We start from the raw sequence: 6,342 nt of genomic DNA on the forward strand, positions 1-6,342 counted from the left end.
CGGACGCCTGAAGGACTGGCGCCGCGTCGCCACCCGCTACGATCGGTGCCCGACCGTCTTCCTCTCCGCCATCGCGCTCGCTGCAACCGTCATCTTCTGGCTGTGATCAACGAGTCCTGACCCTAGCGGATAGCCTTGATAACACCCTGATAGCACAACCCATTGGCTTGCGGCTGTGCATGGCTGCCAGCATTCCACTCTGAACAAATGCCGCCCTCTGAGAGTCATCAGGAAATATGTACCAGCCCGAAGAAGGGCAGCCATCCCGATTTACATGAGCGGTATCAAACCGAACGAGCAAGCCGGTATGTCCACTATAAGACTGGATAGCGGTGATCTTTCCGGACGCATCTCCCTCCACCGATACACTGAATGGATATAAAGAGATTATTGTTGCCAAAGCGGTCGCAAACAATGACAACTTAATGACGCGGGTCACCTTGCACTCCCACGAAATGTTTTATCAGATAAAGCCGATAGCTGGCTGTACTCATCGATCGCGCGTTAGCATGACCACCTCGGGCTCACTGTAGACAGGTTGCCGCCCACATCCTGACGCAAAGAACAAACTTACGGAGCGAGCTTGAACAAGCGCCGTAGTCAAAAGCGAAAATGCACGATCTTTGGTCGCATCAGACCAACCGGGCGGCAGCTGGCACCAATCGAGGCAGACGGTCTCGGCCGTAAAGTACACAATCTGATTTGTGTGAACGATAACTGCCGTAGGCTTTACGGTACAATAATCAGCTTGCGCGGCCGAGATCCAGAAACCGGAGCTTGCAAAAATGACACCGCACAACAGTCGCTTCAACATATCGGCCCGCCTTGATTTTATGGATATGCCAGGCAAGCACGAAACATCAATGCCTGTAAGCACCATTCAAAATGTTTGTGACAGCATAGTGACGGACTTGTCAAAATCCATATTTAAATGCCATAGCAGGCAAATCCACTGCCACGAACGCGGACGTTCCCATTGAAGACAAGGAAATTCCCTTGAAATTCAAGATTTTGATGCTTTGTGCCACACTTGGATTTTCGAGCCTTGCGCAAGCACAGGACACGACGACTTACACATATGATGCCCTCGGGCGGTTGGTCGGTTCAAAGACGAGTGGATCGCAAAGCACGGCGACCACTATCGGCTATGACGCGGCAGGAAATCGGACCAACTATACCGTAACAGGTGCGGCCAGTGGTTCCGGGGATCCCGGTACTTCGGCCGGTGCTCCCACCGTTAAGCGGTTTGTCGTGATACCTCTGAATGGATTCACGATCATCCCAATCAACTGATGGACTGATCGGAACGCTTTCACGTCAAATTGGCATGCGTGCACGCGCCGCCTGCCAATCCCTTGCCATGTCTGGCAAAAATAAATCAGGTACAAGCCGAATGATATATAAGTATTCAGTCGCCCTCGCGGTGGCAATGCTGCCGCTTTGCCACTCGCCGGCGTCGGCGCAAAGTGACGCGGTGACATATGCATCCTCTTTCGCCGCGCCGGTTTTTGAGTCGGTAGACGCGCAAGGTGTGGACCTGGTGCATGGCAAGATGCGCGTGTCGACGCCAATCATTCAAATTGGTGAAGGTCCGTATCGCCAAGTGCGTGGTCTTCTTTGGACAGGGCAGGCCTGGTCGATCATTGGCCAGCCTTCGATCTGGCGCGATGGTAGTAAGTACATTGTAAGCTATCGCGGCAGGTCTGAGGAATTCAATAATCGCAAAAGTGGATATAGTGCGCGCAAGCCGACGATGGGCGGCAAACTCTCGTGTAACGTTACAGCTCCAGGCGACATCGCGGTGGCTTGCGTCTATACCGATCGTGATGGCGACGCACTGTATTTCAACGGCCGCCCTAGCCTTTATGCGCAAACGTCAAAAGCATACGGTATATCCGCTTTGTTTTTGGGAAATCTGGGCATGTATAATGCTTCGGTGATATCCGCGAATAGGACGAATGAATTCTTTGGACAATACTCTTTCAATGGCTTGAGTGTTGAACAGTATAATCAGGGGTGGTTCAGGCTGACGCTTGGAAAACAAAATTTGCTGATCACGACGCCGAATCAAAATGGCAAAAACTACGAAGACAGCTATTTGCGACCAAAAGGCACCACCCAATCTATAACTGATGATAACGGCAATGTATGGCAGTATACATTCAATGATGATCGCAATTTGACGCGTATTGATTTTCCCGCCGGCGCCTCCTCAGTAAGCATTGACTATAATCGGGATGGCAAAGTACAATATGTCAGAACTGCAGCCGGTACGTGGACATATGATTACTTGGCTGGACGAAATGGATATGCTTCGACGGTCGTAATAGCTCCCGATGGAAACCGGCGGATGGTTCGCTATCACACGGATAGCGGCATCGTAAGCAATCTATACGAAAACTACGACCCCACAACGAGCTCGTTTCGTCGCGAAACGCGATATGACATCGACATGGATACTTACCGGGTGACCAGGGTCACTTTCCCGGAGGGAAATTATGTAGATTATCAATACGATAGTCGTGGCAACGTTACAAAAAAGACGGCTACTCCCAAACCCGGCTCACCACTTGCCGTCACATCTGCGTCGGCGAGCTTTTCGACATCGTGCCAGTACACCACTACTTGCAATCAACCGAATTCGGTTACTGACGAACTAAGCCATACGACATATTTCACTTATAAGACACCTGAAAAAGTAGCGTTCTCTACGAATGATAGACAACAGTATGAACATGATTTTGGCCCAAACGGGCCGATAAAAATTAGTTCGCCAGAGCTGTCGGTATCCGGGATAACGCCGGAGACAAAATTCGAGTACTCCGGCGGCCTCATGACCAAGAAGGTAGAGTGTCGCGTTCTTTCCCCATGCGATGGGACGTCTGATGCGGTCGTTACGACCTATCGATACGGCGCTTTTGCCGGCCTATTAGAAATGGCCGTTACGAGCGATAGTCGGACCCTGCGTACGTGCTACGGGCTCGATAGCAACGGGCGCCGTGTCAGCGAGACACCCCCTGCAGCGGGCATTAGCGAGTGTCCTAATATCGCAACAACCGCACTCGACCCTAAGGACACCCCTCCAAGTACAGACAGGACACCCACCTCCCCCGTCTGGCCGGAAACAACGGGTTCCGGCAGTCCGTCCAATCCAACCAACCCGAATGATCCAGACGAGCCCATCGAGCGGTGTGGCGCGCGCTATCACGTCGTGTGCCAGTAATCTGACGAAGGGGTTAAGGGGGAAGTATGAAGTTCGACATGTGTAAAACGACCCGCCTCCGCGGGATCGCGGGATTGCTGTTGGGGGTTGCCGCATCTGCCGTTTGCCTACCCGCTTACGCGCAGGAAAGTCAGCCGAATGTATTGGCGAGCGCGATCCGTTACGATGGTGCGGGGCGCGTGATTGGACGTATCGGCCCAGATCCGGACGGAAGCGGCCCTTTGGGTTATCCAGCCGTGCGGACCCGCTATAACGCACTCGGATGGGTTATCTCTATTGAGTCAGGGGAACTGGCGTCCTGGCAACCAACCAGCGTGGCGCCGAACAACTGGCCGGGTTTTCGCGTATCAAAAACCGAAAACTTTGCATACGACACTTTGGGCCAACAGGTCCGAAACTGGATCGTGGACGCAAATGGGGTTACGCAATCGGTTGGGCAGAAGACCTATGATCGAGCCGGACGCTTGGCGTGCGCGACGGTCAGAATGGATAAGACGAAATTCGATAGCGCGCCGCAGAACGCCTGCTTGCAGACGACGGCTGACGCAAATGCCGCAAATCCGGATCGTATTTCCAAGCAGGAATATGACAATTCCGGGCGCCTCATGAAGATCTACAAGGGGGTGGGCACCAGTCTACTTCAGACATATGTCGCCTATGAATATACCGAGAACGGTAAGCAGCGTAGTGTGACGGACGCCAATGGAAATCGTGCCGAGCTGGAATATGACGGCTTTGACCGGCTTTCGGCGTGGTACTTCCCATCCAAGGCCAGAAACGGATCGGCCGATCGTTCGGATTACGAGTCATACGACTATGACGAAAAGGGCAATCGTAAGCTTTTACGGAAGCGGGACGGCCGCGAAATCCGATTTGAATATGATGAATTGGGCCGGCAGGTTGCGAAAAAGCCCCAGGGCGGATGTGCACCACTTCAGCTTGGCGGATGCGCCGATGCTATCGATATTCGCGCCGTAAGCTATTCCTACGATTTGCGCGGTCTTCAAACCCGCGCGGCGTTCGATGACAATAACGAGGTCAAGAACGTCTATGATGGCTTTGGTCGCCTGACGAGCTCGACCACAAAGATGGACGGTGTCGCCCGCAGCGTTGGTGCGGAGTATGATGGCAATGGCAATCGGTCACTCGTCACGACCCCGCGCGGGAGCTGGGGTTATTCGTATGATAATTTGAACCGCCTGACATCGTTGTATGATGGCGGAAACGCCAAGGCTACACTGCTTAGCTGGACATATAATCCGGATGGTTTCCTGAAGGATATGACGGATCAGGCGGGATATAAGACGGATTGGGGCTATGACAGTGTCGGCCGCCTGGAAAGCCAGACTGATCGCTTTTCTAGCGCCAGTGCGAATGTGACGGCTTCGCTGGCATACAATACCGCCTCCCAGATCACTTCGCACACGTGGAGCAATCCCGAGTACACCTTCTCGTCAAAATATAACATTAACCGAAATTACTCCGTCAATGGCTTAAACCAATATTGCGAGGCCGGCCAATCGGTTGGATTGAATGCGCAATGTACCAACGGCGTATCGGACGACCGTCGTTATTACTCGTATGACAATAACGGAAGTTTGATTGGGGATGGCGTAACGGCCTACATTTATGACGCTGAAAACCGCTTGGTGAGAGCCGGTAACGCGCGCTTGATGTATGATCCCCTGGGACGATTGTATCAGCTGTCGGGTGATTTTGGCACCAAGCAGTTCCTGTACGACGGCGATCAGCTGATCGCCGAGTATCAGGATGGATCGCTGACCGATGCATATGTCCACGGCCCTGGCGACGATGATCCGCTGCTATGGTATCGTGCAGGAGATAGCGCACGCTGGTATCACCGTGACCACCAGGGTTCGGTAATCGCCGTCTCCGGCGCGGGAGGATCGCTTGTTGGGATCAACACCTATGACGAATATGGCATCCCTGGGAGCCGTAACGTGGGGCGGTTTCAATATACCGGCCAAGCTTGGTTAGGTGAAGTCGGCCTTTACCATTACAAAGCGCGCGTATACTCGCCGACACTTGGTCGATTCCTTCAGACTGACCCGATCGGGTATGATGATCAGATTAATCTCTATGCGTATGTTGGAAACGATCCACTTAATGGACAAGATCCAGACGGCACTCAAGGCGTCTTCAGCGGAAGCTCGAACTGGGCGCTCGAAGAGATGTCAAACATAAAAACGCAGATTGGAAGATTGCCTGACGATATAAAGACGTTTCCCGGTCATTTATTGTCTGGAACAACGGGACTTCCCCCGACGTTGAGCGGCGGGCTGTTTGGCTTAGAGGCTGCATCCGCAAAATCGGTTCAAAGGAGCTTAGTGGTTCCTGCGGAGATATCAACGGCACGCGGAAGCGTTGGCGCGGCTCGAGCATGGACTATCAAATCACGCCTTAAGGCCAACGAGTTGCCAATTAGTGGCCGGATCAGGTTCGTACCCCAGAGAGGCTATCATCCATCAATGCCCCTCGCCCGCGGCCCCCAAAAGGGATTCCTTGATCGGTTTGGTAATGAATGGCTTAAAGGGCCATCTAGAACAGAGGGGCAGGCGTTTGAATGGGATGTTCAACTTAGCCGTATAGGTAGAAATCAGTTGGGATGGGCTTCAAGAGATGGGGCCCATATTAACGTTTCACTTGATGGCCATTTTACACATTGAAGAAAACCATGAAAATAGATTTTTACGAAAAAGTAGTCGTAGTTTCTAGCGAGCGCTATCCTAGTTATGTTGGCAGAGTTGGTACAGTACTAGGGATAAGCGAAGATAATAAAAAAATACACGCTTATTCTGTTTTTTTTGAAAACGAAGATGACGGGATCATGTTTTCACCTGAAAATCTGATGCGAACAGGTGAAAAGGTGGATCGTGGGGAATTTTATGATATTGGTGATAGTATAAAAGTAACAGTGGTTGATCAAAACGGGTATATTGACAAATCGTAGGGCTTCCTGAGCTGCCTCCTTCTATTGTCCTGATTCTGAAATAATATTGATTTGCTGATGCGCGGTATCGAGTGTCCGCAGGCAGAAGCGCTGGATAGAAGCGAGAATGTCGTCGGCGGACTTTGCCCATCTGAAGGGTTTGGGGTCT

The 6,342-nt window shown here is 52.0% G+C and carries 4 protein-coding genes and 1 pseudogene; all 5 read left to right on the forward strand.

What is annotated here, in order from left to right:
• Positions 1-106, forward strand: a pseudogene (locus RN629_RS17980) (IS5/IS1182 family transposase); the annotation flags it as partial.
• Positions 107-996: 890 nt separating this feature from the next.
• On the forward strand, positions 997-1,293 hold the full coding sequence (locus RN629_RS17985; protein ID WP_407036468.1) for a hypothetical protein: 297 nt from the start codon (positions 997-999) through the stop codon (positions 1,291-1,293).
• Between the two features lie 67 nt (positions 1,294-1,360).
• Complete coding sequence (locus tag RN629_RS17990) at positions 1,361-3,223, forward strand: hypothetical protein (RefSeq protein ID WP_407036469.1); 1,863 nt, start codon at positions 1,361-1,363, stop codon at positions 3,221-3,223.
• Between the two features lie 26 nt (positions 3,224-3,249).
• Complete coding sequence (locus tag RN629_RS17995; protein WP_407036470.1) at positions 3,250-5,910, forward strand: polymorphic toxin type 17 domain-containing protein; 2,661 nt, start codon at positions 3,250-3,252, stop codon at positions 5,908-5,910.
• Between the two features lie 8 nt (positions 5,911-5,918).
• The gene (locus tag RN629_RS18000) at positions 5,919-6,194 is read left to right on the forward strand and encodes a hypothetical protein (RefSeq protein ID WP_407036471.1); all 276 of its coding nucleotides are present in this window, start codon (positions 5,919-5,921) and stop codon (positions 6,192-6,194) included.
• Positions 6,195-6,342: the final 148 nt, after the last annotated feature.

The organism is Facivitalis istanbulensis (assembly GCF_040560405.1).
GTDB classification, from domain to species: Bacteria; Pseudomonadota; Alphaproteobacteria; order Sphingomonadales; family Sphingomonadaceae; genus Sphingomonas; species Sphingomonas istanbulensis.

Bases quoted from the DNA above. Each gene is read 5' to 3' on its own strand.
- RN629_RS17990 (WP_407036469.1), top strand. From the start codon at position 1,361: ATGTCTGGCAAAAATAAATCAGGTACAAGCCGAATGATATATAAGTAT.
- RN629_RS17995 (WP_407036470.1), top strand. From the start codon at position 3,250: ATGAAGTTCGACATGTGTAAAACGACCCGCCTCCGCGGGATCGCGGGA.
- RN629_RS18000 (WP_407036471.1), top strand. From the start codon at position 5,919: ATGAAAATAGATTTTTACGAAAAAGTAGTCGTAGTTTCTAGCGAGCGC.